Origin of the sequence: Kitasatospora sp. NPDC093679, assembly GCF_040683455.1 — a bacterium.
Lineage (GTDB): Bacteria > Actinomycetota > Actinomycetes > Streptomycetales > Streptomycetaceae > Kitasatospora > Kitasatospora arboriphila.
This window is the reverse complement of the sequence record NZ_JBFBDW010000014.1, coordinates 134,151-159,091: the sequence shown is the minus strand read 5'-3', so window position 1 is coordinate 159,091 and position 24,941 is coordinate 134,151. Positions and strand designations below refer to the sequence as shown.

At 74.6% G+C, this 24,941-nt stretch carries 21 protein-coding genes and 1 pseudogene; 8 read left to right on the top strand and 14 right to left on the bottom strand.

Translation table 11 applies throughout. From position 1 onward, the window contains the following. Nucleotides 1-88: 88 nt before the first annotated feature. The 3 genes from AB0O09_RS15190 to AB0O09_RS15180 all read right to left on the bottom strand — a co-directional run bounded on the left by AB0O09_RS15190 (nucleotide 89) and on the right by AB0O09_RS15180 (nucleotide 3,317). Entirely contained in the window at nucleotides 89-1,324 is a 1,236-nt protein-coding gene (locus tag AB0O09_RS15190) for a ribonuclease D (RefSeq protein WP_363542105.1), read from the bottom strand. Nucleotides 1,325-1,568: 244 nt separating this feature from the next. Further along, nucleotides 1,569-2,294: a response regulator transcription factor gene (locus AB0O09_RS15185; RefSeq protein ID WP_359981895.1), complete on the bottom strand. Its 726-nt coding sequence runs from the start codon at nucleotides 2,292-2,294 to the stop codon at nucleotides 1,569-1,571. A gap of 372 nt (nucleotides 2,295-2,666) precedes the next feature. Further along, nucleotides 2,667-3,317, bottom strand: a complete 651-nt coding sequence (locus AB0O09_RS15180; protein WP_344625725.1) for a DUF3000 domain-containing protein — start codon at nucleotides 3,315-3,317, stop codon at nucleotides 2,667-2,669. Between the two features lie 199 nt (nucleotides 3,318-3,516). On the opposite strand from AB0O09_RS15180, the gene hemE reads away from it, so the two are divergent. Then, nucleotides 3,517-4,563, top strand: coding sequence for a uroporphyrinogen decarboxylase (gene hemE, locus AB0O09_RS15175; RefSeq protein ID WP_363542117.1), 1,047 nt, complete (start codon nucleotides 3,517-3,519; stop codon nucleotides 4,561-4,563). Between the two features lie 39 nt (nucleotides 4,564-4,602). Here hemE and AB0O09_RS15170 read toward each other — a convergent pair whose 3' ends face one another. Continuing rightward, complete coding sequence (locus tag AB0O09_RS15170; RefSeq protein WP_363542104.1) at nucleotides 4,603-5,730, bottom strand: DUF4349 domain-containing protein; 1,128 nt, start codon at nucleotides 5,728-5,730, stop codon at nucleotides 4,603-4,605. Between the two features lie 244 nt (nucleotides 5,731-5,974). Between AB0O09_RS15170 and hemG the strand changes: the two genes are divergently transcribed. Then, the gene (gene hemG, locus AB0O09_RS15165) at nucleotides 5,975-7,381 is read left to right on the top strand and encodes a protoporphyrinogen oxidase (RefSeq protein ID WP_363542103.1); all 1,407 of its coding nucleotides are present in this window, start codon (nucleotides 5,975-5,977) and stop codon (nucleotides 7,379-7,381) included. Beyond that, a complete protein-coding gene (gene hemQ / locus AB0O09_RS15160; protein WP_363542102.1) occupies nucleotides 7,378-8,091 on the top strand; it encodes a hydrogen peroxide-dependent heme synthase in 714 nt (237 codons plus the stop codon). Before hemG ends, hemQ begins: the two co-directional genes overlap by 4 nt. Nucleotides 8,092-8,132: 41 nt before the next feature. Here the strand turns inward: hemQ and AB0O09_RS15155 are convergent, their stop codons facing one another. The 3 genes and pseudogenes from AB0O09_RS15155 to AB0O09_RS15145 all read right to left on the bottom strand — a co-directional run bounded on the left by AB0O09_RS15155 (nucleotide 8,133) and on the right by AB0O09_RS15145 (nucleotide 11,408). Next, nucleotides 8,133-8,903 (bottom strand): TIGR04222 domain-containing membrane protein, encoded by a 771-nt coding sequence (locus tag AB0O09_RS15155; protein ID WP_363542101.1) that lies wholly within the window; start codon nucleotides 8,901-8,903, stop codon nucleotides 8,133-8,135. Nucleotides 8,904-8,979: 76 nt separating this feature from the next. Then, the gene (locus AB0O09_RS15150; protein ID WP_363542100.1) at nucleotides 8,980-10,005 is read right to left on the bottom strand and encodes a TIGR04222 domain-containing membrane protein; all 1,026 of its coding nucleotides are present in this window, start codon (nucleotides 10,003-10,005) and stop codon (nucleotides 8,980-8,982) included. Between the two features lie 52 nt (nucleotides 10,006-10,057). Next, nucleotides 10,058-11,408: pseudogene (locus AB0O09_RS15145) on the bottom strand (DUF692 domain-containing protein). 206 nt (nucleotides 11,409-11,614) lie between these two features. Here AB0O09_RS15145 and AB0O09_RS15140 point away from each other — a divergent pair. Then, complete coding sequence (locus tag AB0O09_RS15140) at nucleotides 11,615-12,526, top strand: GNAT family N-acetyltransferase (protein ID WP_363542099.1); 912 nt, start codon at nucleotides 11,615-11,617, stop codon at nucleotides 12,524-12,526. Between the two features lie 127 nt (nucleotides 12,527-12,653). On the opposite strand, the gene AB0O09_RS15135 is transcribed toward AB0O09_RS15140, so the two are convergent. The 5 genes from AB0O09_RS15135 to AB0O09_RS15115 all read right to left on the bottom strand — a co-directional run bounded on the left by AB0O09_RS15135 (nucleotide 12,654) and on the right by AB0O09_RS15115 (nucleotide 18,195). Then, on the bottom strand, nucleotides 12,654-14,786 hold the full coding sequence (locus tag AB0O09_RS15135; RefSeq protein ID WP_363542098.1) for a restriction endonuclease: 2,133 nt from the start codon (nucleotides 14,784-14,786) through the stop codon (nucleotides 12,654-12,656). 128 nt (nucleotides 14,787-14,914) lie between these two features. Then, on the bottom strand, nucleotides 14,915-15,319 hold the full coding sequence (msrB, locus tag AB0O09_RS15130) for a peptide-methionine (R)-S-oxide reductase MsrB (RefSeq protein WP_344626228.1): 405 nt from the start codon (nucleotides 15,317-15,319) through the stop codon (nucleotides 14,915-14,917). Nucleotides 15,320-15,332: 13 nt separating this feature from the next. Continuing rightward, entirely contained in the window at nucleotides 15,333-16,739 is a 1,407-nt protein-coding gene (gene murC / locus AB0O09_RS15125) for a UDP-N-acetylmuramate--L-alanine ligase (RefSeq protein ID WP_363542097.1), read from the bottom strand. Between the two features lie 90 nt (nucleotides 16,740-16,829). After that, nucleotides 16,830-17,288: an indole-3-glycerol phosphate synthase gene (locus AB0O09_RS15120; RefSeq protein WP_363542096.1), complete on the bottom strand. Its 459-nt coding sequence runs from the start codon at nucleotides 17,286-17,288 to the stop codon at nucleotides 16,830-16,832. A 109-nt stretch (nucleotides 17,289-17,397) separates the two neighbouring features. Continuing rightward, a complete protein-coding gene (locus AB0O09_RS15115; RefSeq protein WP_363542095.1) occupies nucleotides 17,398-18,195 on the bottom strand; it encodes a dihydrofolate reductase family protein in 798 nt (265 codons plus the stop codon). 37 nt (nucleotides 18,196-18,232) lie between these two features. On the opposite strand from AB0O09_RS15115, the gene zapE reads away from it, so the two are divergent. The 4 genes from zapE (at nucleotide 18,233) to AB0O09_RS15095 (ending at nucleotide 23,541) form a co-directional block, all read left to right on the top strand. Beyond that, the gene (gene zapE / locus AB0O09_RS15110) at nucleotides 18,233-19,297 is read left to right on the top strand and encodes a cell division protein ZapE (RefSeq protein WP_363542094.1); all 1,065 of its coding nucleotides are present in this window, start codon (nucleotides 18,233-18,235) and stop codon (nucleotides 19,295-19,297) included. Between the two features lie 72 nt (nucleotides 19,298-19,369). Then, the gene (gene uvrB, locus AB0O09_RS15105; protein WP_363542092.1) at nucleotides 19,370-21,463 is read left to right on the top strand and encodes an excinuclease ABC subunit UvrB; all 2,094 of its coding nucleotides are present in this window, start codon (nucleotides 19,370-19,372) and stop codon (nucleotides 21,461-21,463) included. A gap of 250 nt (nucleotides 21,464-21,713) precedes the next feature. Beyond that, nucleotides 21,714-22,292: a TerD family protein gene (locus tag AB0O09_RS15100; RefSeq protein WP_363542091.1), complete on the top strand. Its 579-nt coding sequence runs from the start codon at nucleotides 21,714-21,716 to the stop codon at nucleotides 22,290-22,292. A 259-nt stretch (nucleotides 22,293-22,551) separates the two neighbouring features. Next, a complete protein-coding gene (locus tag AB0O09_RS15095) occupies nucleotides 22,552-23,541 on the top strand; it encodes a TerC family protein (RefSeq protein ID WP_363542090.1) in 990 nt (329 codons plus the stop codon). 43 nt (nucleotides 23,542-23,584) lie between these two features. Here the strand turns inward: AB0O09_RS15095 and AB0O09_RS15090 are convergent, their stop codons facing one another. Continuing rightward, nucleotides 23,585-24,199, bottom strand: a complete 615-nt coding sequence (locus tag AB0O09_RS15090) for a CYTH domain-containing protein (protein ID WP_363542089.1) — start codon at nucleotides 24,197-24,199, stop codon at nucleotides 23,585-23,587. 7 nt (nucleotides 24,200-24,206) lie between these two features. Beyond that, a complete protein-coding gene (locus AB0O09_RS15085; RefSeq protein WP_344626237.1) occupies nucleotides 24,207-24,860 on the bottom strand; it encodes an MBL fold metallo-hydrolase in 654 nt (217 codons plus the stop codon). Between the last annotated feature and the right edge of the window lie 81 nt (nucleotides 24,861-24,941).

The following is a 24,941-nucleotide window of genomic DNA, read 5'->3' as shown; positions in this document are numbered from 1 at the left end:
CGCGCGGGACGGAAGGTGCGGACCGCCGCCTTCCGTCCCGCGCGGTTCCCCGCGCCCCCGTGGGTCGCCCCTGATTCCGGGCTGCGCCCTAGCTCGCGGCCTGGTCGAAGGCGGTCGCGAGGACCGGGGCAACCAGGTCGGTCTGCCACTGGCGGGCGCCGAGCCGGCGCAGCGAGGCGGCGATGTTGTCGGCGTCGGACACCGCCGGAGGCTCCCAGCAGACCCGCCGCACGAGGTCCGGCGTGATCAGGTTCTCCGCCGGCAGGTGCTTCTCCTCGGCCATCGCCGTCACCGCGGCCCGCGCCGCACTGAGCCGTGCCGCCGCCACCGGGTCCTTGTCGGCCCACGCCCGCGGCGGCGGCGGTCCGTCGTGCGGTGCCGTGGCGGCCGGCAGCTGCGACTCGGGCAGTTCGCGGGCCCGCTGCAGCGCGGCGAGCCACTGCTCGACCTGGCGGCGGTTCACCCGGGGGCCGAAGCCCTGGACGGCGACCAGGCCGGCGGCGTTGGTGGGCATGGCGAGGGCGGCGTTGACGATGGCGGCGTCGGGCAGCACCCGGCCGGGGGAGACGTCCCGCTCGCGGGCCATCCGGTCGCGGGTCTGCCAGAGCTCGCGGACGGCGGCGAGCTGGCGGCGGCGCCGGACCTTGTGCAGCTGGGAGGTGCGCCGCCAGGGGTCGACCCGGGGGGAGGGGAGCGGTGCCGCGGCGAGCGCCGCGAACTCCTGCAGCGCCCAGTCGAGCTTGCCCTGGGCGTCCAGCTCCTGCTCGAGTGCGTCGCGCAGCTCGACCAGCACCTCGACGTCCAGAGCGGCGTAGCGCAGCCAGGGCTCGGGCAGCGGGCGGGTGGACCAGTCGACGGCCGAGTGCTCCTTGGCCAGGGAGAGGCCGAGGACGTTCTCGGTCATCGGGCCGAGGCCCACCCGGGGGAAGCCGGCGAGCCGCCCGGCCAGCTCGGTGTCGAACAGCGTCCGCGGGCGCATGCCGACCTCGCCGAGGCAGGGCAGGTCCTGGGTGGCGGCGTGCACCACCCATTCGGCGTCGGCGAGGGCCGTGCCGAGGGCGTGCAGGTCCGGGCAGGCGATCGGGTCGATCAGCGCGGTGCCCGCGCCAGCCCGGCGGAGCTGGATGAGGTAGGCCCGCTGGCCGTAGCGGTAGCCGGAGGCTCGCTCGGCGTCGACGGCGACCGGGCCCCGCCCGGCGGCGAAGGCCGCGACCGTGGCGGCGAGCGCCTGCTCGTCGGCGACGACGGGTGGCAGCCCCTCCCGCGGTTCGAGGAGCGGGACCGGGGCTGTCTCTTCTGGGATGGCTGCTACGGCGTCGGTCACCCCCCAAGGGTACGACGGCGTACGGGGCCGGGAGTGTTGTCGGACTGGTCAGACCGCGTTCGGACATATGCCCCCGGCCCGTGGCCGGTCGGCCATCGGTCCCGGACGGGTGGGCCGACCTGGTCCGGACCGGCCGATCACCGGTCTTCGGACCGGGTGGAGGCCCGGAGGAAACGTTCCTCCGGGCCTCCGCCGGACGGTTGCGCCGGAGCCGGCCCGCGCGGGGGCCGGGCCGGTCCGGTCGTCAGTGGATGATGCCGGTGCGCAGCGCGACCGCGACCATGCCGGCCCGGTCGCCGGTGCCCAGCTTGCGGGCGATCCGCGCGAGGTGGCTCTTGACGGTCAGTGCGGACAGGCCCATCGCCACGCCGATCGCCTTGTTGGACTGGCCCTCCGCCACCAGCCTCAGCACCTCGACCTCGCGGCCCGAAAGCTCCCGGTACGCGGTGGGCTGCGCACCGGGGGCGCCCGGCGCGCCGGGTGCTCCGGGCGTGCCCGCCGCTCCGGGGGCGCCGGGGACTCCCGGCATGCCGGGACGGCGCATCCGGCCCGCCAGGTGGGCGGCGCCGAGCGGCAGGCCGGGCCGGCCGGGCATGGCGAGGTTGGTGCGGGTGCCGGTGACCACGTAGCCCTTGACGCCGCCGGCGAGCGCGGAGCGGACGGCCCCGATGTCGTCGGCCGCGGAGAGCGCGAGGCCGTTGGGCCAGCCCGCGGCGCGGGTCTCGGCCAGGATGGTCAGCCCGGAGCCGTCCGGGAGGTGCACGTCGGCGATGCAGATGTCGCGTGGGGTGGCGACCCGCGGACGGGCCTCGGCGATCGAGGAGACCTCGATCACGTCGCGCACACCCAGGGCCCACAGGTGCCGGGTGACGGTGTTTCGGACGCGCGGGTCGGCGATGACCACCATGGCGGTGGGCTTCGTCGGACGGTACGCGACCACGTTTGCGGGGTGCTCGAGAAGGACCGACACCAGGCCTCCTGTGGGGAGTGGCGGACGGAACCCCGATGGGGGCGGTCGGAGTGTTCCGCGTTCGGAAAGGGTCACTGACACCTTCGGCATCATCCGTGCCCGGCTTTAGCGAAAGATCACGATCTAGTGAGTAACAATACGGACAAATCGCGCAGGTGACTGATACGACATGCCCTGGAATCGCACGGATTCGATCGCAACCGGATCGAAATGATCAATTTCAGCCGGGTAATTGACACAGACCGGGGCGGAAGTCACACTCCATCAGCCCTGGGGGTGGCGCTGCGCCGGACCGCCCGGGCGTCCCCCGGAAGGGCAGCGGCCCGGGACGGGCGGGGCCCGCCGGGGCTCGGTGCGGGGCCGCCGCGGGGCTCAGTGCGGGCGCGGCCGGCGCCGGGCGGGCATCGGCACCACGCCGCCGAGTGACGGGGCGTCCGGCAGCGGCATCGGCGCCCCCGCGGTGGGCGGCAGGCCGGCGCAGATGCACAGCAGGTCGCCCCAGGCCGCCAGGTGGCGCTCGAACCGCTTGTCGGCCGGCGTCCAGGACGCCCGCACCTCGATCTCGGTCGACGCCGGGCGTTCGGCCAGCGCGCCGAAGTAGTGCGAGGCGCAGCGGGTCACCGTGCCGCCGGGCTCCCCGTAGCCGGCGCCGTGCGCCTGCAGCGCGTCCATCAGCCAGGCCCAGCCGACCTCGCCGAGCATCGGGTCGCCGGCGATCTCAGGCTCCAGCTCGGCACGGGTCATGGTGACGACCCGGAAGTCGCCGTTCCAGGCGGACTGCCCGGCGGGGTCGTGCAACAGCACCAGTCGGCCGTCCGCGAGCTCGTCGCCGTCCACCTCGACCGTGGCGGTCACCGCCCACGCGAACGGTGCCAGCCGTCGGGGCGCCGGCGCGGGGGAGAGCTGCACCTCGGGCCGGAGCCGGGCGCCCGCGAGCGCCTCGACCGCACGGCGGAACTCGATCGGCGCCGCCTCCTTGTCCGTTCCGCCACCTTGTGCGGGGTGTCCGCCGACCGCTGCCATGGAGGGAAGCCTAGGTCGCCCGCGGCCCCAATCCGAGCAACTTCCCGCGGTGCGGCGCGCCGTAGCGCCACAGGTCGGACATCTCGGACGAACCTACGAGGCGCCCGGGGCCGCCGCGCGCACGGCGCGTGCGAAGATTTGACCCGTGAGCGAGACACCCGCGGCGAGCCCCGCAGCCCAGACCGACCCGCAGTCCACCGTGCGCCGCGGCGCCGCGTACGACTCCGTCTTCCTGCGCGCCGCCCGCCGCGAGCCGGTGCCGCACACCCCCGTCTGGTTCATGCGGCAGGCCGGCCGCTCGCTGCCGGAGTACCTGAAGGTGCGCGAGGGCATCCCGATGCTCGACTCCTGCATGCGGCCCGAGCTGGTCAAGGAGATCACGCTGCAGCCGGTCCGCCGGCACGGGGTGGACGCGGCGATCTTCTTCAGCGACATCGTGGTGCCGCTCAAGGCCGTCGGCATCGACGTGGACATCAAGCCCGGCGTCGGCCCGGTGATCGCCGACCCGATCCGCACGGTCGAGGACCTGCAGCGGCTGCGCCCGCTGGAGCCGGACGACATGCCCTACATCACCGAGGCCGTCGGCCTGCTCGTCGACGAGCTCGGCGCCACCCCGCTGATCGGCTTCGCCGGCGCCCCCTTCACGCTGGCCAGCTACCTGGTCGAGGGCGGCCCGTCGAAGAGCCACGAGAAGACCAAGGCCATGATGTACGGCGCGCCCGAGCTCTGGGCGGGCCTGGTCGACCGGCTGGCCGAGATCACCTCCGCCTTCCTGAAGATCCAGATCGAGGCCGGCGCCTCCGCCGTGCAGCTCTTCGACTCCTGGGTCGGCGCGCTCGCCCCGGACGACTACCGCCGCTCGGTGATGCCCGCCAGCACCAAGGTCTTCGAGGCGGTCGCCGACTACGGCGTGCCGCGGATCCACTTCGGCGTCGGCACCGGCGAATTGCTCGGACTGATGGGCCAGGCCGGCGCGGACGTGGTCGGCGTCGACTGGCGGGTGCCGCTGAACGTCGCCGCCGACCGGGTCGGCCCGGACAAGGGCCTGCAGGGCAACCTCGACCCGGCCGTGCTCTACGCCCCCACCCACGTCGTCGAGACCAAGGCCCGCGAGGTGCTGCACGCCGCCGCCGCGCTCGGCGACAGCGGCCACATCTTCAACCTCGGACACGGCGTCATGCCGACCATGGACCCGGACGCGCTGACCCGCCTGGTCGCCTTCGTGCACGAGGCCAGCGCCCGCTGACCGGACGGGCGGGGCCGGTCTCCCGGCCCCGCCGCCCCGTCACTCCCCGTCCGCCTGCTGCGGACCGGCCGGCGGCTCCGGGTCGACCGACGGCTCCGGGTCGGCCGACGGCTTCGGTCCGGCCGCCGCGGCCTGCGGCTGCGCGGGTGCCTGGACGGGCGCACCGGCCTGCCGCGGCACTCCCCAGACCGGCACCGGCGGCGCCGGCCGCGCGGGCCGGGACGCCGCCCGCCGCTTCAGACCGCGCCGCAGCAGCCAGGCCGCCGGGGCCAGCACCGCCAGGAACGGCGCCAGCGCGGCCAGCGCCACCAGCAGCCCGCGCACCAGCAGCAGTAGGGCGTGCCAGCCTCCCGCGAACGCGTGCCCGACCGCCGACCACAGCCCCCGCTCCGGCTTCTCCTCCGCCACCGGCACATCGGCGGCCCGGCGCAGCTCGACCGTGATCGTGGAGAGCGAGGTCTGCGAACCCAGCTCCTGCAGGCGCTGCTTCAGCGACTCCAGGTCCGCCTCCCGGCGGGTCAGCTCGCTCTCCAGCGACACCACCTCGGAGAGCGACTTCGCGTCCGCGAGCAGCGCCCGCACCCGGTCCACCGACGCCTGCTGGGTCTTCAGCCGGCTCTCGGTGTCCACCACCTGCTCGGTGAGGTCGTCCGCGTCGCTGCTGCGGGAGGCCACCGTGCCGAGGCCGGCCAGCCGGTCCATCGCCTGCTGGTAGCGGGCCGACGGCACCCGCAGCACCAGCCGCCCGGCCTCCGCGCCGCCGCTGTCGGAGAGCGACTCGCTGCCGACGTAGCCGCCGGTGTCCGTGGCCGTCCGGCGGACCGCCTCCGCCGTGCCGCCCTTGTCGTCGGCCTTCAACTGCAGCACCAGGCGGCCGGAGTAGGCGATGTAGCGGTGGTCGGCGGCGTTCTGGGCGGGGGCGCCGGACGGGTTGCCGGTGCCCGCCGCGGTCGGCTGCCCGGCCGGCCGGTCCGCCGCCCCCGCCCCGGCCGCGCCCCCGCCCGCGGTCGGCTCGGCCTTCGGCGCCGCCGCCCGGGCGGGTGCCGCGGCGTCCGAGGAGGAGCGGCCGCCGCCCTCCGCGCCGCAGCCGCTCAGCAGCAGCACCGCCGCCAGTGCGGTGCCCGCCAGCACCCGTCTGCCCGTGCGCCCCGTGTCCGTGCGCCCCATGTCCGTCCTCCCCTGGTCCCTCCGCGCGGCCTTCCGCGCAGGTCGCACCATTGGACGCGCCCGCGGCCCGTCCGGACCCGTCCCGGCGGTCCCGAACGGGTCACGGTCCGGCCTCGCCCCGGTGTACACCGCCCGTGCGGGGAAGCGGAGTTGACGGGCCGCCGACAGTCCGGCCGGGACGGACCGGCCGCGGCCGAGCGGGGCACCCCGGGCCCGGGGGTTAAGGAGTGCGAGACTGCGGGACATGGCAGAACCTCATGTCGTGGTGATCGGCGGCGGCATCGCCGGACTCGCCGCAGCGGTGTTCCTGACCGACGGCCCGCACCGGGTCACCGTGTTGGAGGCGTCCGAGCGCTTCGGCGGCAAGCTGATGGCGGGCGAGGTCGGCGGCGTCCGGGTCGACCTCGGCGCCGAGTCGATGCTCGCCCGCCGCCCCGAAGCGGTGGAGCTGGCCCGCGCCGTCGGCCTCGCCGACGAACTGGAGCCGCCCACCGGCGCCAAGGCCGCCATCTGGACCCGCGGCGCCCTGCGCCCGCTGCCCGGCGGCCAGCTGATGGGCGTGCCCGGCGACCTCGACGCGCTGGCCGCCACCGAGGTCCTCTCCGCCGACGGCCTGGACCGCGCCCGCCACGAGCGCCCGACCAGCGTCGGCGAGGACGTCGCGATCGGCGCCTACGTCTCCGCCCGGCTCGGCCGCGAGGTCGTGGACCGGCTCGTCGAACCGCTGCTCGGCGGCGTCTACGCCGGCCACGCCGACGAGATCTCGCTGCGCGCCGCCGTCCCGCAACTGCTCCCGCTCGCCCGGAGCGGCGGCCCGCTCGTCGACGGCGTGCACGAGCTCGTCGGCCGGGCCCGCCCCGACGCCGGCCCGGTCTTCCAGGGCATCCGCGGCGGACTCGGCACCCTGCCGGAGGCCGCCGCGGCCCACCTGCGCCGCGCCGGCGCCGACCTGCGCACCGCGAGCCCCGTCGACGCACTGCGCCGCACCCCCGAGGGCTGGCGGGTGGCCGTCGGCGGCGAGGTGCTGCACGCCGACGCCGTGGTGCTGGCCGTGCCCGCCCCGCAGGCGGCCGCGCTGCTGCGCCCCGACGTCCCCGCCGCCGCGGCCGAGCTGGACGCCGTCGAGTACGCCGGGATGGCCCTGGTCACCATGGCCTTCGAACGCACCGACGCGGCCGCCCTCCCGTACGGCAGCGGCTTCCTGGTCCCGCCCGTGGACGGCCGGGCGATCAAGGCCTCGACCTTCTCCTCCTACAAGTGGGGCTGGCTGGACCGCGCCGCCCCCGGGGCCTTCCTGCTGCGGACCTCGCTCGGCCGGCACCGCGAGGAGGCCGCCCTCGACCTGCCGGACGAGGAGCTCGTCGCCCGCTCGCTGGCCGACCTGGAACGGGCGACCGGGCTGCGCGCCGCGCCGTTCGCCACCGCGGTCACCCGCTGGCGGGCCGGACTGCCGCAGTACCCGGTGGGCCACCTGGACCGGACGGCCCGGGTCCGCCGGCTGGTCGCGCAGGCCGGCCGGCTGGCGGTCTGCGGCGCCGCCTACGACGGCGTGGGCATCCCTGCCTGCATCGGCAGCGCCCGCCGCGCCGTCAACGACTTGTTGACCCCGGCGGACGGCGTCGGGGCCCCGGAAGGGACAATGAGGACATGACTGAGAGCACTGAACAGCAGCCCGTGAAGAAGAAGGCCCGCGACCTCAACCAGGTCATCCGCTACACCATGTGGTCGGTGTTCAAGCTCAAGGGTGAGCTGCCCGAGGACCGTGCCGCCCTGGCCGCCGAGGTGGACGAGCTCTTCGCCCAGCTCGCCGCCAAGGACGTCACCGTGCGCGGCACCTACGACGTGTCCGGCCTGCGCGCCGACGCGGACGTCATGGTCTGGTGGCACGCCGAGGACTCGGACGACCTGCAGGAGGCGTACAACCGCTTCCGCCGCACCGCCGTCGGCCGCGTGCTGGAGCCGGTCTGGTCGAACATGGCGCTGCACCGCCCGGCCGAGTTCAACAAGTCGCACATCCCGGCGTTCCTCGCCGACGAGCGCGCCCGCGACTACGTCTGCGTGTACCCGTTCGTCCGCTCCTACGAGTGGTACCTGCTGCCCGACGAGGAGCGCCGCGCCATGCTCGCCGAGCACGGCAGGATGGCCCGCGGCTACCCGGACGTCCGGGCCAACACGGTCGCCTCCTTCGCCCTCGGCGACTACGAGTGGCTGCTCGCCTTCGAGGCCGACGAGCTGCACCGGATCGTCGACCTGATGCGCGACCTGCGCCCGTCCCGGGCCCGGCTGCACGTCCGCGAGGAGGTGCCGTTCTTCACCGGCCGCCGCAAGCCGGTCGCCGAGCTCCTCGCCGGCCTGGTCTGAGCAGGCTCCCTCCGGGCTGTCGCGCGGGCGGTGCGGCGGACTCAGGTCCGCAGCGCCGCCCGCAGCCGTTCGTCGGTCAGCGCGGCCGGGCCGACCATCGCCACCGCGGTGAGCAGCGCCTGCTCCGGGTCGCGGGTGTGGCCGAGCTGCCGGGGCACCCGCGCGGTGCGCAGCACCTCCAGGCCGGCGGGCGCGGCGAACCGGGTGTAGGTGTGCACGTCCACCCGGGCCATCAGCAGGGTGCCGCAGGTGAGGATCAGCGGCAGCGAGAACCAGGCGATCGCCGCACTGGCGTCCCCGCTGCCGGGGGCGGCGAGGGCGAGCGAGGCGGCCAGCAGCAGGACGCACAGCAGCAGCGCCGTCCGGACCTGCCGCACCGCCCGCGAGGTGTCCCGGCGGACGGTCTCCGGCGTCGCCAGCCCGGCACGGGCGAGGCGGTCACCGATCTCCCGTACGGTCGGGTGCGCCGCCAGCGAGGCCCGCAGCGGCCCCGTCCGGCACTGGCCCTCGGGGCCGATCTGCTCGATCAGCGCCCGCTCCAGCCGACTGCGGCCGCGCGGGTCGACCACGGTCGTCCAGCCGGTGTGCGCGAGGTGCAGCCGGCCGCGGCCGGCCATCAGCACCAGCGCCAGCTCCACCACCCGGCCCGGTCCACCGGCCAGGTAGGCGGTCTCGTACAGGCCGATCCCCACCGCCTCGGGCGGCCGGGGGCCGAAGCCGTCGAGCAGGTCGGCCCTGGTCGCGACCCGGACCAGCTGCAGGCAGGAGAACGCGGCAGCCGCGCAGGCCGGGATCAGGAGGAGCACCCACATGGGCTTGTTCTAGTCCCGGCAGGGGCGGGCGGGGAACACATGCCCCGCCCGCGATACGAAACTGTGACAAGCCGGGTCAGGAGCTGCCGCACCCGCCGCCGCAGCTGGAGCCGCAGGAGCTCCCCGACGAGCAGGAGCTGCCCGAGGACCCGCACGAGCTCCCGGACGAACCGCAGCCCGACGAGGAGCCGCAGCTCGACGACGAGGACCCGCAGCCGGACGAGCCGCAGCTCGACGAGGAACCGCTGTCCGAGCCGGAGCCGCACCAGGTCGCCGTGGAGCAGGACGAGGACGACGAGGCCGAGGACGAGGACGAGGAGGCCAGCTGCCGGGCGGTCAGCGCCGCCCGCATCTCCTCGTCCAGCTCGTCGGTGCCCTCCAGGGCGAGCGCGCCGAGCACCGTCAGCGCGGCGACGGGCGCCACCACGTCGTACGGGCGCCAGGCGCCGCCCTCCTTCATCATCGACAGCTGGCGGCGGCCCGCCGGGGTGACCCGCCCCCGGTCCGGCCTGGTCGCCACCAGGTAGACCACGCCGGCCACCAGCAGCACCGCGAACGGGAAGACCGGCGGCGGGCCGGTGTACCGGCCGTTGAAGGTGCGGTCCGTCCAGTCGACCATCGCGAACACGCCGAGCACCACCGTCGCCAGCAGCGCCAGGCCCAGCACCCGGCGGGCCCGCACCACCGCGCGGTGCCGGTCCGGCCGGCGCATCAGACCCCGGTCGGCCAGCCGGTCGCCGATCTCCTGCACGGCGGCGCTGCGCGCCACCCGGCGGCGCAGCACGTCGGCGTCCTGCTGCCGGCCGGGGCCGGCCGCGTCGATCAGCGCCGCCTCGACGGCGTCCCGCGGCGCCGGGTCGGTGACGGTGACCAGACCGGACCGCGCCACGATCACCCGGCCCTCCTGCTGCATCCGCACCAGGGCGGTGACCGCGACCCGGGTCGGGCCGCCGGCCAGGAAGGCCGTCTCCATCAGTTCCAGGCCGCGCCCGGACAGGCCCTGCGGATGCGGCACCCGGCGCAGCCGCGCCCGGGTGACGCCCACTGCCGTCCCGGTGGCCAGCACCAGGACGAGGGCCACGGTGAACTCCGTGCTCCACATCGTTGTCTCCCCCGTGGGTCGAACGGGTCCGGCGGACCCGGTGGTGCCGTGCTCAGCCCCGGGACGGGGCCGGCCGGCCGTGGGTGGCCGCGCCGCCGCGGCGGCGCAGGCGGTCGTGCACCGCGCGGGCCAGCACGGCCCGGGCCGCCCGCAGCGGGCCCGGGGCGTGCGCGTCGGCCGCGGGCCGCAGCCAGTGCTCCAGTTCGTCCCGCCAGGCGGCGGCCGGTTCCGCGGCCAGCGCCCAGGCGGCGAACTCCCGTGCGTCGGCCCGGTACCCGCCGCGCTGCGGGCCCTGCCGGGCGTACCGCTCGAACAGCGGGCGCCAGTCGCCGCCGAGGATCCGGGCCGGCTCGGGCACCACCCGTGCGGTGGTGTCCCGGCGTTTGGCGAGCAGCCCGCGGGCCTGGGTGGCGACCTGCGCCGGATCGAAGCCCTCCGGCACCGGCCCGCCCGCGACCAGCGCGGCCATCAGCCCGCTCTGCCGCTCGGCGAGCCGCGCCCGCGCCAAGGCCAGCTCGGCGTCGTCCCCGCGCAGCAGGTACTCGTCGGGTTCAGCCACCCTGCCGCACCCCCTCGGCGAGCGGGGCCCGCTCCAGGACGGCCCGGATCGCGTCGAGTTCACCGGCCAGCTCGGCCGGCGGCGGGAAGGCGTCGTCGCGCTCCAGCAGCACACCGGGCGGCACCGCACGCCCGCACAGTTCGGCGAGCACCTCCAGCACCGGCGCGGTGACCGGGTGGGCGTGGGTGTCGTGCCAGACGCCGTCCCGCTCCACCCCGCCGGCGACGTGCACGTAGGCGAGGGCCTCCAGCGGCAGCCGGGCCAGTTCGGCGGTGACGTCCAGACCCAGGTTGACCCGGTTGGTGTGCAGGTTGGCGACGTCCACCAGCAGCCGCACGCCCGTCCGCTCCACCAGCTCGGCGAGGAACTCGCCCTCGGTCAGCTCGTCGTCCGGCCAGCGCAGGTGGGCCGCGATGTTCTCCAGGGCCAGCGGCACCGGCAACTGCTCCTGCGCGATCCGGACGTTCTCCGCGACCACCCGCAGCGCGTCCCGCGACCGCGGCACCGGCAACAGGTGGCCGGACTCCATCCCGCCCGCCCGGACGAACGCCAGGTGCTCGGTGACCAGCGGCGCACCGAGCGCCTCGGCCACCTCGGCCAGCCGCTCCAGCCGGTGCGCGGCCGGCGGCTCGGCGCCCCCGAGGCCCAGTGACACCCCGTGCGGGACGACCGTGACGCCGCGCTCCCGCAGCACCTCCAGCGAAGGCGGCAGGTGACCGGCGCAGACGTTCTCCGCGACCACCTCCACCCAATCCACGCCGGGCAGCCGCTCGACCGCGGTGTCGATCTCCGCCCGCCAGCCGATCCCCACCCCCAGCCGGGGCGGCTCCGTCGAGTGCGCCATGCGCGCTCCCCCTCTCCTGCGTCCGATGCTGCCCGTGTCCGCTGCTGAGGGTGTACCGGCCGGACACGGCTGCCAACCACCGGCAGCCGAACTCAGAGCTGAACTTGAGCTTTCTCCGCGGTGCCACCCGATTCGCGGGCAACTCCCGTCCTGGAGACCGATATTCGAGGGCGCGGAGGCGGCCGAGTCGTTAACGTGACGTGTCTATGACGCTCACGATCCGCGCCTTCCGGCCCGACGACGCGACAGCGGCCTGCGCCGCCCTGCGCGCCGGCCGCCCGTATCTTGTCACCACCCCCGAGACGGTCGCCTGGCAGGTCGCCGCCCAGCCCCACCTGCGGATGCTGCTCGCCGAGGCGGACGGGCGGATCGTCGCCACCGCCCGGTTCGGCGCCTACCCGGACAGCGAGGAACCCGGCCACGGCTTCGCCGCCGTCCACGTCGTCCCCGGAGAGCGCGGGCAGGGCACCGGCACCGCCCTGCTCACCGCCACCGAGGAGGCGCTCGCCGCCGAAGGCGTCCGGCACGCGCACTGCTGGGTGGACGACGAACCGGCGGCGCACGGCTTCGCCGCCGCCCGCGGCTACACCCGCGGCCGGGTCGCCTACTTCGCCGGACGCGACCTCACCACCCCGCTGCCGCCCCTGCCGGCCCGCCCGCCCGGCGTCGAACTGCGCACCGCCGCCGAGTACGCGGACGACCCGCACCCGCTCTACCTGGTCGACGTCGAGGGCACCCGGGACGAACCCGGCGACGTCGACCTCGCCGACCAGGGCTACGCCTCCTGGCTGGCCGAGATCTGGCACCGGCCCGACCTCGACCGCGAGCTCACCACCGTGGTGCTCGCCGACGGCCGGCCGGTGGGCTTCTCCGCCGCACAGACCGACGGCGAGGGCCGCTACTGGTCGTCCTTCACCACCACCGTCCGGGCCCACCGCGGCCGCGGCCTCGCCAAACTCGCCAAGGCCGACTCCCTGCACCGGGCCCGCGCGGCCGGCATCACCGCCGCCTTCACCCACAACGACGGCGGCAACGCCCCGATGCTGGCGGTCAACGACTGGCTCGGGTACGAGCGCTGCGCCGCCGAATGGAAGTACAGCCGCGAACTCACCGCGTGAGCCGGCACGGGGAGCGGGAACTGCGCAGTCCGAGTGCGGCTGTCACCACGGATTCGGGCCGACCCCGATCCGTACGGTGGCCCGCATCCGAATTGCGCAGTTCCCCGCGCCCCTGACGGGCTGCCCCTCAGCCGACGTCGACGCCGTGGGCACGGGCGAGGCCGGCGAGGCCGTCCGCCCAGCCCTGGCCGACCGCGCGGACCTTCCACACCTCGGGGCCGCCGGCCGGCCGGTGCCGGTAGACCTCGGCGACCAGCATCGCCGACACCGCGGGGTCGGACGGCGGGCGGAACGACCAGGCGGTGCCGTCCTCGGCGTGCAGCAGCAGGTCCGCGTCGGTGAGTCCGGCGCAGGTCAGCCCGGTGTCGGCGTCCATGTTGACGGAGACGGCGACCCGGTGGACGTCCGGCGGGAGGTCCGCCGGCCGCAGCACCGCCGACTCGGTGCGCCGCCCGTCCGCGGCGGCCTTCTCGCCGAGCAGCACCGCCCCGCCCGCGGCGCTGCGCTGGTGGTAGAAGACGAAGTCGCCGTCGGAGCGGACCAGGCCCTCGGCGGTGAGCAGCAGCAGCGTCAGGTCGGCGTCCGCGCCGGCGGAGGAGAAGCGGACGGTCAGCGCGGCGAGCGCGCTCTCCGGCAGCACCGCGTTCTGCCCGGGTGCGAGCACCGTCGCCGCCGCGGCCGCCGCGGGCACGGCGGGTGCCGTCCGCCGCCCGGTGCCGCTGCCCGCCGCGCCCTCCGTCCCGAGCCGTCCGGCGAGCCCGTGCTCGCGGAGCAGGGCGACCAGCATCGGGCCGTCCACCAGGGTCAGCGGCCGGCCCTCGACCCAGCGCCGGGAGCCGGGCCCGAAGCCGGAGGTGGTGACGAGGATGCCGCGGTTGGCGCCGCAGCGGGCCATGGTGGCGTCCAGGTCGCGGACGGCGGTGGGCGGCACGGTGTGCCGGTAGCGCTTGGCCTGGATGACGATCTGCCCGCCGGTGATCGGGTCCGGGTCCTCCGCCAGCACGTCGACGCCCTCGTCGCCGCTGCGGGCGGTCGTCCGGGTGCGCAGGCCGCGGCGGCGGAAGAGTTCGGCGATCAGTTCCTCGAAGGCGATCGGATCCATGGTGAACAGGTCCGGCCCCTCGTCGCCGGCCGGCGCGGCCGCGGCGACGCCCGGGGAGCCGGTGGCGTGCGGACGGACGGCCTCCGGCTTGTCCGGGCGCGCGGACAGCCGGCCGTCCAGCGCCTCCACCAGGCAGTCCACCGGCTCGACCCGCTCCAGGTCGAGCGCGAGGAAGTCGGCCCGTCCGGCGGCCACCGAGACCAGGCAGCGGCTCTCCTCCCGGCCGGTCGCCGGGTCGACGGCCTCGACCACGCCGTGCACCACGACGGAGGAGAGCAGGCCCGCGTCGTCCGCCCGGAACGCCTCCGCGAGCACCCGCAGCGCGCACTGCGCCACGACCTCCCGGTAGAGCGCCCGCCGCTCGCCGGCCGGGCGGGCCACCTCGGCGTCCCGGTCGTCGGTCTTCACGTACCGGTGCCGGGCGACGGCCGGCACCACCGAGAAGTCGGGCAGCGACCACTCCACGACCAGTTGGCGGGCCCCGGCGTCCCAGCGGGCCTCGGCCGTGTGCGGGAAGCCCTCGGGCCAGTCGTCGCGCCACCCGAGCGCCGTCTCGAAGTACTCCTCGACGGCCTCCGGGGCGCCCGAGCGCAGTCCGGCCACCAACTGCCCGGCGTGGGCCGCGAGCCGCTGCCGGGAGGCCAGCCAGCCGTCGAACTCGGCCCGGTACTCGGCGAGCCGGCGCTGCCGTTCCTGCTCGGCGGCCTGCGCCGCGTACCAGTCCTGCTCGAACCGGGCGCGGGCCTGCGCGGCCTGCTCGTCCCACGCCCGCCGGGCCGCCGGGTCGAACGCCTGCGCGCCCGTCAACGGCGGTATCAGATACCAGGACTGGTCGGGCACCGGCACCGGCACGCCCAGCTGCCCGGGGTCGAAGGCGGCCGCGGGCGCCGCCAGGTCCGCGGGTGAGAAGGGCCGCCCGCGCAGGCCCGCGGCGAGCGTCCCGCGCAGCGCCGCGACGCGGTCCTCCAGTTCGGCCGTCCGCCGGGCCGCGTCCGCCTCCCGGCTCTGCCGGTACGCCTTGAGAGCCTCGCGCTGGCCCTGGGCGGCCGCCCGTTCCGCCTCCCGGCGGGCCCGCTCGTACTGCCGCTGCGCGGCCGCGTCGGCGCGGCGCTGCGCCTCCTCCCGGCGGTGCTGTTGGCGCTGTGCCTCCGCCAGCATGGCCAGTACTCCGGAAGTGCGACGCCCTGCCACCGTTGTCCTCTCGTGCGGTTCGACCGATGATCAGTCTGGCACGGTGTGGCACTGCGGTGACAGGGCGTGCGGGAGCGCGCTCCCGGGGCCGGGCCCTACTCGGCGGGCCGGAGGGTCAGCGAGATGCTGTTGATGCAGTACCGCTGGTCGGTCGGGGTCTCGTAGCCCTCGCCCTCGAAGACGTGGCCGAGGTGGCTGCCGCAGCGGGCGCAGCGGACCTCCACCCGGCGCATCCCGAAGGACGTGTCCTGGATGTACTCGACGCGGTCCTCGGCCAGCGGCGCGTAGTACGAGGGCCAGCCGCAGTGGCTCTCGAACTTCGTCTCACTGCTGAAGAGCTCGGCCCCGCAGGCCCGGCAGCCGTACACGCCGACCGTCTTGGTGTCGGTGTACTCGCCGGTGAAGGCGGGCTCGGTGCCGGCCTCGCGGAGCACGCGGTACTCCTCCGGCGACAGCTCGGCACGCCACTCGGCGTCGGTCTTCTGGATCTCGTGGGTCACGGAAGTCCTCCCATCAGGCACCGGGTGCAACGTCCGCGAGGCGGGCGAGAATTTCCGGGCCCAGGTTGGTCACGTCGCCCGCGCCCATGGTGAGCACCAGGTCGCCCGGCTTCGCCAGGGCGGCCATCCGCTCCGGGGCGGCGGCGAAGGCGTGCTCCGCGGCCACGTCGGCGCCGGCCTTCCGGGCGGCGTCGATGATCAGCTCGCTGGTGACGCCGGGGATCGGGTCCTCGCGGGCCGGGTAGATGTCGAGCACCACCGAGGCGTCGGCCATCGCCAGCGCGTCGCCCATCTCCGCGGCCAGCTGCTGGGTGCGGCTGAACAGGTGCGGCTGGAAGACCACCAGCACCCGGCCGGCGCCCGCGGCCTCGCGGATCGCCTCCAGGTCGGCGGCCATCTCGGTCGGGTGGTGCGCGTAGGAGTCGATCACCTGCACGCCGGCGGCCTCGCCCTTGAGCTGCAGCCGGCGACGCACGCCGGTGTAGCTGCCGAGCGCCTTCGCCAGGTCCGCGGCGGGCACGCCGAGCGCCACGCCGGCGGCCAGCGCGGAGACCGCGTTGTGCGCGTAGTGCCGGCCCGGCACGGAGACGGTGAAGGAGAGCTCCTCGCCGCCCAGCTCCACGGTGACCTCGCTGGTCATGCCGCGCGGCGAGACCGAGAGCACCCGCACGTCGGCGTCCTCGGCGGCGCCGACCGTCACCACGTTCAGGCCCACCCGGCCGCGGACCCGGCGGGTCAGCTCCCGGGCGCCCTCGTGGTCGGCGGAGACCACCAGGGTGCCGCCGGGCACGATCCGGCCGACGAAGGTCTCGAAGGACTGGTGGATCTCCTCGATCGAGGCGTAGTTGGCGTGGTGGTCCAGCTCCACGTTGAGGACGATCGCCACCTCGGGCGCGTACTTGTGGAAGCTGCGGTCGCTCTCGTCGGCCTCCGCGACGAAGATGTCGCCGGTGCCGTGGTGCGCGTTGGAGCCCGGCGCGTCCAGGTCGCCGCCGATCGCGTACGAGGGGTCGAGGCCGAGCTCGCCGAGGCTGACCGCCAGCATGCTGGTGGTGGTGGTCTTGCCGTGGGTGCCGGCGACGGCGAGCGCGCGGCGGCCGCCCATCAGCGCGGCGAGCGCGTCGGACCGGTGCACGACCGGGATCCCGCGCTCCCGGGCGGCGGCGAGCTCCGGGTTGTCCGCGCGGATCGCGCTGGAGACGACCACGCTGCTGGTGCCGGCCGGCAGGTTCTCCGCGGCGTGGCCGACGGCGACCTCGGCGCCGAGCGCGCGCAGCGCCAGCACCGTCTCGGACTCCTTCGCGTCGCTGCCGGAGACCTCGGCGCCCCGCACCGCGAGGATCTTCGCCAGTCCGGACATCCCGGCGCCGCCGATGCCGATGAAGTGCGGGGCGTGCAGGTCGTGCGCGGCGTCGTTCAAGGGATGCTCCGTACAGCCGGGGACTGGGAGGACGAGAACCGTCCTCGCGGTGGTTCCGCAAGGACGATTCTGCACCACCGGCGGAGGAGCTCAGGAGTCGCTGGCGAACAGCTTGAGCACCGGGACGCCGACCTTGTGCCGCGCCCGCGACGCCCAGTCGCGGTGGAAGAACTCCTCCACGAAGTGCGGCGAGGTCAGCACCAGCACCTCGTCCGCGCCGTGCTCCTCGACCACGCTCCGCAGGCCGTCGAGCGGATTCTCCTGCACCACCCGGCCGGTGGCCTCGGCACCCGACTCGCGCAGGTGGCGCAGGCTGTGCTCCAGGGACTCCTCGGCCACCGTGGGCACCGACTCGTCGTCGTGCTCGTGCACCGCCTTGTCGAGATGGCCCAGTGCCACGTCGTCGAGTGCTCTCAACAGCTCGTCCTGTTTTCCGCGCGGCTGCATCAGCACCACGAAGGAGACCTTCTCGTCGCCGTGCAGGGTGGTGACCAGCTCGACGTCCGCGTCGGACAGCGCCTTTTCGATCATCAGTACGGTCTTGAACACGTGAGTCCCTTCGTACAGTGCAGGCCCCGGGTCCGCTGTCCTCATCTTGCCCGGCGGAAGCTTTCCGCACGCTGCACACGCACCACACGGGCCACAGCGGCCGCCCGGGTCACCCCGCAGCCGGTCCGGTCGGGCCGACCGGACCGTCCTCGACCCGGACGTAGCGGGTGAACAGGAAGCCGCCCTCCTCGATCAGCGACTCCAGCCGCATCGCCCGCACCTGCTCGACCGCGGCCCCGTACGCGATCCTCGGCGCGTCGCCGGCCGTCAGCAGCGGCGCCAGCGACAGGCACAGCTCGTCCAGCAGCCCGGCCGCCGCCAGCCCGCCCAGCAGCCGCGGGCCGCCCTCGGTCAGCTGCCGGGTCCAGCCGCGCGCCGCCAGCGCCGCCACCGCCGCGGCCAGGTCCACCGACCGCTCGCCGGCCACCACCACGTCCGCCACCGCGGCCACCGCCCGGCGCGCCTCGGCCGGGGAGTCCTCCGTGGTGACCACCACCGTGCGCACCAGCGGCTCGGTGAACAGCGGCGCCGACAGGTCCAGCGCCAGCCGGCGGCTGACCACCGCGATCGCCGGCGCCGGGGCCTGGCCCGCCGCCGCCCGGGCCGCCGCGAACTCCTTCCGCGCCCGGGCCGGCCGGTAGCCCTCCGCCCGGACGGTCTCCGCCCCGACCAGCACCACGTCCGCGAGCGCCCGCAGCACCCCGAAGATCCGCTTGTCCGCGGCGCTCGACAGGCCCTCCGACAGGCCCGCCAGCCGGGCCGAGCCGTCCAGGCTGGACACCATGTTGGCGCGCAGCCACGGCCGCCCCCCGCGCACCCCGTCCGGGTAGGCGTACAGCGCGGCGAGCGCCTCCAGCGCGGCCGGGTCGGCGACGGGGGCTGTGAGCGGATTCATCAAGAGCTGCATGGTGGCGAGTCTTCCACGGGGCGTACCCTGTACTACCGTGCCCGCAGCCCCCCACGCCGACCCCACCGCCTCCGAGACGGCCACCGTGACAGCCCTCACCGACCGACGACCGGTCGTGCCCGCCGAGCGCCTGGTGGCCGAGATGGTCCCGCCGCCGCGGTTCGCCGGCGTCAGCTTCGGCAGCTACCTCCCGGACAGCACCCAGCCCAGCCAGTACGAGGCGGTGCAGGTCCTGGAGCAGTTCGCGGCCTCCCTCAACGGCAGCGGCGCGGCCCCGAAGCGCAGCTGGTTCCGGCGCGGTCCCGCCGCCCCGGCCGGTCCGGCCGGCATCTACCTCGACGGCGGCTACGGCGTCGGCAAGACCCACCTGCTCGCCTCGCTCTGGCACGCCACCCCCGGGCCCAAGGCCTTCGGCACCTTCGTCGAGCTGACCAACCTGGTCGGCGCCCTCACCTTCAAGGGCGCCGTCGAGACCCTCTCCGGGCACCGGCTGCTCTGCATCGACGAGTTCGAGCTCGACGACCCGGGCGACACCGTCCTCGTCTCCACCCTGCTCAGCCGCCTCGTGGAGAACGGCGTCAAGCTCGCCGCCACCTCCAACACCCTCCCCGACAAGCTCGGCGAGGGGCGCTTCGCGGCCGCCGACTTCCTCCGCGAGATCCAGGGCCTCTCGGCGCACTTCCGGCCCGTCCGGATCGACGGCCAGGACTACCGCCACCGCGGCCTGCCCGACGCCCCGCCGCCGTACACCGACGACGAGGTCACCGCCCGCGCCGCCACCGCCCCCGGCGCCTCGCTGGACGACTTCGACGCCCTGCTCGAACACCTCAAGAACGTCCACCCGAGCCGGTACGGCGCCATGCTCGACGACGTCCACGCCGTCTTCCTGCGCGGCGTCCGGCCGGTCGACGACCAGTCCACCGCCCTGCGGCTGGTCGTCCTCGCCGACCGCATGTACGACCGGGAACTCCCCGTCACCGCCTCCGGCGTCCCCTTCGACCGGGTCTTCCCCGAGGACATGCTGCGCGGCGGCTACCGCAAGAAGTACCTCCGCGCCGTCTCCCGCCTGGTCGCCCTCGCCCGCGACAGCTCCAAGGGCTGACACCGCCGCCCGGGCAGGGCCCGGCTCCCCGCACGGCCCTGCACTGTCGGTGCGGGGCCGTACGGTGGAGTGGTGCGCCCCATCACGAGTATCGAGCGGTCCACGACGCCCTTCGAGGTCGTCAGCCCCTACCAGCCCAACGGCGACCAGCCGGCGGCCATCGCCGAGTTGGAGCGCCGCATCCGCGGCGGCGAGAAGGACGTCGTCCTGCTCGGTGCGACCGGCACCGGCAAGTCCGCGACCACGGCGTGGATGATCGAGAAGCTGCAGCGCCCCACCCTGGTGATGGCGCCGAACAAGACGCTGGCGGCCCAGCTGGCCAACGAGTTCCGCGAGCTGCTGCCCAACAACGCGGTCGAGTACTTCGTCTCGTACTACGACTACTACCAGCCCGAGGCGTACGTCCCGCAGACGGACACCTACATCGAGAAGGACTCCTCGATCAACGAGGAGGTCGAGCGGCTGCGGCACTCCGCGACCAACTCCCTGCTGACCCGCCGCGACGTGGTCGTGGTCGCCTCGGTGTCCTGCATCTACGGCCTCGGCACCCCGCAGGAGTACGTCGACCGGATGGTGCCGCTCAAGGTCGGCGAGGAGATCGACCGGGACGCCCTGCTCCGCCGGTTCGTCGACATCCAGTACACCCGCAACGACCTCGCCTTCACCCGCGGCACCTTCCGGGTCCGCGGCGACACGATCGAGATCTTCCCGGTGTACGAGGAGCTCGCCGTCCGGATCGAGATGTTCGGCGACGAGATCGAGGCGCTCTACACGCTGCACCCGCTCACCGGCGAGATCATCAGCCAGGACGACTCGGTCTACGTCTTCCCCGCCTCGCACTACGTCGCCGGCCCGGAGCGGATGGAGCGCGCGGTCAACGACATCGAGAAGGAGCTCGGCGAGCGCCTGGCGGTGCTGGAGAAGCAGGGCAAGCTGCTGGAGGCCCAGCGGCTGCGGATGCGCACCACGTACGACATCGAGATGCTCCGCCAGATCGGCAGCTGCTCCGGCGTCGAGAACTACTCGATGCACTTCGACGGCCGCGCGCCCGGCACCGCGCCGAACACCCTGCTCGACTACTTCCCGGAGGACTTCCTCCTGGTCATCGACGAGTCGCACGTGACGGTGCCGCAGATCGGCGCGATGTACGAGGGCGACGCCTCCCGCAAGCGCACCCTGGTCGACCACGGGTTCCGGCTGCCGTCCGCGATGGACAACCGCCCGCTGAAGTGGGAGGAGTTCCTGGAGCGGATCGGGCAGACGGTCTACCTCTCGGCGACCCCCGGCAAGTACGAGCTGTCCCGTGGCGACGGCGCGGTCCAGCAGATCATCCGTCCGACCGGCCTGATCGACCCCGAGGTGATCGTCAAGCCCACCGAGGGCCAGATCGACGACCTGGTGCACGAGGTCCGCACCCGCGTCGAGCGGGACGAGCGCGTCCTGGTCACCACCCTCACCAAGAAGATGGCCGAGGACCTCACCGACTACATGCTCGGCCTGGACATCCGGGTGCGGTACCTGCACAGTGACATCGACACGCTGCGCCGGGTCGAGCTGCTCCGCGAGCTGCGGGCCGGCGAGTACGACGTGCTGGTGGGCATCAACCTGCTCCGCGAGGGCCTGGACCTGCCCGAGGTGTCGCTGGTGGCGATCCTGGACGCCGACAAGGAGGGCTTCCTGCGGTCGGGCACCTCGCTGATCCAGACCATCGGTCGTGCGGCGCGCAACGTCTCCGGCCAGGTCCACATGTACGCGGACCGGATCACCCCGGCGATGGAGCTGGCGATCGAGGAGACCAACCGGCGCCGGGCCGTGCAGCAGGCGTACAACGAGGCGAACGGCATCGACCCGCAGCCGCTGCGCAAGAAGATCGGCGACATCCTGGACACCCTCGCCCGGGAGGACGTCGACACCGAGCAGCTGCTCTCCACCGGCTACCGCGGGTCGGGCGGCAGGACCCGCACCCCCGTCCCGGCGCTCGGGGCGGACCGCAAGCCGGCCAAGAGCCTGCCCGCGGCCGAGCTGGCCCAGCTCATCCAGGACCTCACCGACCGGATGCACGCCGCCGCAGCCGAGCTGCAGTTCGAGGTGGCCGCCCGGCTGCGCGACGAGGTCGGCGAGCTGAAGAAGGAGCTCCGGCAGATGCGGGAGGCCGGGATGGCCTGAGCCCGCCCGGCCGGACGCGCTCCCACGGGCCGTCCCGAGCAGGAACACCCTGCATGACATGTGCCCGCAGGCCCTAGGCTGGCCTGCGGGCACCGGTCGTCGAACAGGAGACCCGGCCGCGCGGGCGCGGCGGGCGGCGGCGGTGCGGTCGCAGGGCACTGGGGGCCTCGGCCGGGGGACGGCAACGGGGTGTTCCGTCCGAGCGCGGTGGGACCGCTCCCGCCGGGCCGAGCAGAGAGAGGGAAGCACCGTGTCGGTGAATCTGGCCAAGGGGCAGAGCGTCAGCCTGCAGAAGAGCTCGGGGGAGTCGCTGACGGTCGTGCGGATGGGCCTGGGCTGGCGGGCCGCCGTCCGCAAGGGCCTGTTCGGCAGCCGCAGCCGCCAGGTCGACCTGGACGCCTCGGCCTTGCTGTACGCCGAGCGCACCCCCTCCGACGTGGTGTTCTTCCAGCACCTGGCCAGCAACGACGGCTCGGTGCAGCACACCGGGGACAACCTGACCGGTGGTGCCGGCGGGGGCGACGACGAGGTGATCCTGGTCGACCTGATGCGGGTGCCGGTGCACATCACCCAGATCGTGTTCACCGTCAGCTCGTACACCGGGCAGAGCTTCAGCGAGGTGCAGGACGCGCACTGCCGGCTGGTCGACGAGTCCACCGGCCAGGAACTGGCCCGCTACGAGCTGGCGGCGGGCGGCCGGCACACCGGGCAGATCATGGCGAAGGTGTACCGCGAGCCGGAGGGCGGCTGGGCGATGCAGGCGATCGGCGCACCGGCGCGGGCCAGGACCTTCCAGGACATGCTGCCCGCGATCGAGCCCTACCTCTGAGACCGCCGGGGCGTCCGGCGGCACCCCCCGGGCGGCTCCGCCCCCGACGGCTCTTTACCTTCTTTACCTTGTCTTGGGGATTCTGTTAGCCTCGGCGTAGACGGAGGGGAGTACTCCCCAGCGGCAGCCCCGTCATCACGGACGTCCGCCCATCGGGTGTCCCGGGGTGCCGGCCCGCGTGCTCCTTCGGTGAGCCGCAGGGTGGAGGAGACCTCCGGCAGTGACGATGCCTGTTCGCCTACCTGCCGGAGGAGCAGACGTGGACGTTTCCCTTGGCCTGTGGATCGGCACGATCGGGGTGCTGGTCGCCCTGATCGTGGCCGACTTCTTCATCGGCGGCCGCAAACCGCACGAGGTCTCCGTCAAGGAGGCCGGGATCTGGACGGTCGTCTGGATCGTCCTCGCGGTGCTGTTCGGCGCCTTCCTCTGGAAGCAGTACGGCTCGCAGCCCGCGAGCGAGTTCTTCGCCGGCTACATCACCGAGAAGTCGCTGAGCGTCGACAACCTCTTCGTCTTCATCCTGATCATGGGCAAGTTCGCGGTGCCGCGGATCTACCAGCAGCGCGTGCTGATGTTCGGCGTGATCATCGCGCTGGTGCTGCGGGCGGTCTTCATCGCCGGCGGCGCGGCCCTGGTCTCCACCTTCTCGTGGGTCTTCTACATCTTCGGCGCCTTCCTCGTCTGGACGGCGTGGAAGCTCATCCAGGACGCCCGCTCCGACGAGGAGGAGGAGTTCGAGGAGAACCGCCTGCTCAAGGCGATCGAGAAGCGCTTCCCGGCGACCGACAAGTACCACGGCACCAAGCTCTTCGTCGTGGAGAACGGCCGCCGGCTGATGACCCCGATGCTGATCGTCATGCTGGCGATCGGCACCACGGACGTGCTCTTCGCCCTGGACTCGATCCCCGCGATCTTCGGCCTGACCCAGGACCCGTACATCGTGTTCACCGCGAACGCCTTCGCGCTGATGGGCCTGCGCCAGCTGTACTTCCTGATCGGCGGCCTGCTGAAGAAGCTGGTCCACCTCGCCTACGGCCTGTCGGTGATCCTCGGCTTCATCGGCGTCAAGCTGGTGCTGCACGCGCTGCACGAGAGCGGCGTGCACGTGCCGGAGGTCAGCATCGGCGTCTCGCTGGGCTTCATCGTGGCGGTGCTCGCCGTCACCACGGTCACCAGCCTGGTCGCCTCCCGCCGGCAGGAGCGCGCGGCCCTCGAAGCGGCGGACGAGCGCGACGGCGCGGACGTCTGACCCACCCGATCCCGCAGCGGCGGGGTGCGACCGCGGGGACCGGTCACACCCCGCCGCTGCGTCCGCGTGCGGCGGCCACCGCGTCGGTGTACGCCTCGGCCGTGAGGTCCGCGGGCGGCACGCCCAGCTCGGCCAGGACGCCGCGGACGGCCGCCAGGGCCGCCGGCAGCTCGTCCTCCCCGCAGACCGTCTCCACCTCCAGGAAGACCCCGGTGAGCTCCGGGACCTCGACCAGGGTGGCCAGCAGCTCGCGGCCGTCCCGGCGGAGCGGATGGTTGCGGCAGTGCTTCTCGAAGGCCAGCGCCGGCCGGTAGCCGAGCCCGTGCAGCACCGCCGCGGCGCCCGTCGGGTCGGCGACGGCGGTCTCGGCCTCCGGCTTGGCCCCGGACACCGCGTCGAGGCGGGCGTCCTTCCAGGTCAGCAGGGTGCGGCTGCCCGCCGGGCCGGTGACGGTGCGCAGCCGCAGCTCGCGGTCGCCGCGGGCCAGCGAGCCGTCCGGCAGGTCGTAGTAGGTGTCCCGGTACACCTCGGCCCGGCCGGGGCCGGCCAGCGCGCGGAGCCGGGCCCGGACGGCGGCGGGGTCGCGGACGACGGCCTTGAGCTCGGCCTCGACCGTGCGGCCCGGTGGCGCGCCGCCGCCGTCCCGGTGCAAGGTCACCGGCCGGTCACCAGCCGCGCTCGCGCCACTCGCCGAGGTGCGGGCGCTCGGCGCCGAGCGTGGTGTCGTTGCCGTGGCCGGGGTAGACCCAGGCCTCGTCCGGCAGCACGTCGAAGATCTTCTCGTTGACGTCGCGGAAGAGGCTGGCGAAGGCCTCCGGGTCCTTCCAGGTGTTGCCGACGCCGCCGGGGAAGAGGCAGTCGCCGGTGAACACGTGCGGATGGCCCTGCGGGTCGTCGTAGACCAGCACGATCGCGCCGGGGGTGTGGCCGACCAGCTTGCGCACGGTGAGCTCGACCTGGCCGACCCGCAGCACGTCGCCGTCGTCCAGCAGCAGCTCGGTGGGGACGTCGATGGCCTCGGCGTCGATCCGGCCGGCCGCGGTGCGGGCGCCGGTGGCGGCCACCACCTCGGCCAGCGCGGCCCAGTGGTCGTGGTGCCGGTGGGTGGTCACCACCGTGGCCAGGGTGTCGCCGACCGTCTCCAGCAGGGTGGGCGCGTCGGCCGCCGCGTCGATCAGCAGCTGCTCGTCGGTGGCGCGGCAGCGCAGCAGGTAGGCGTTGTTGTCGTACGGCCCGACCGCCACCTTGGTGACGATCAGGTGGGCGAGCTCCCGCACGTCGGGCGGGCCGCCGACCTTGACCGCTCCGTGGTAGGACATCGCTACGCTCCTCGATCGTCGGGGCCGGGCACCGTGGCGCGGCCGGGTGCCGGCTGAAGGTCCGTCACCTGCAATCATCGC